Genomic DNA, 291 nt, shown 5'->3' with positions numbered 1-291 from the left:
AACCCTTCTGTTGGTGGACCAGCAAAAGGGATTGTTGTTCGTGAAATTGATGCATTAGGCGGAGAAATGGGACGTAATATTGATAAAACTCATATTCAAATGCGTATGCTAAATACAGGTAAGGGTCCAGCTGTACGTGCACTTCGAGCGCAAGCTGATAAATTCTCTTACCAACATGAATTGAAGAAAACAATTGAAGAAACACCAAACTTAACGTTGTTCCAAGGAATGGTAGAGCGTTTAATCGTTGAAGAAGGTATATGTAAAGGGGTAGTTACACAAGCTGGTGCA

General features: G+C 40.2%; 1 protein-coding gene. It reads left to right on the top strand.

Annotation, left to right across the window (positions count from 1 at the left end; all coding sequences use genetic code 11):
- Window positions 1-291, top strand: a 291-nt coding sequence (locus tag SB717_RS35070) for an FAD-dependent oxidoreductase (RefSeq protein WP_410907509.1), incomplete at both ends; no start/stop codon positions are given.

Origin of the sequence: Priestia sp. SIMBA_032 (assembly GCF_046535215.1) — a bacterium.
Lineage (GTDB): Bacteria > Bacillota > Bacilli > Bacillales > Bacillaceae_H > Priestia > Priestia aryabhattai.
Note: the sequence above shows the minus strand (reverse complement) of the source record. Positions and strands in the feature narration are given on the sequence as shown.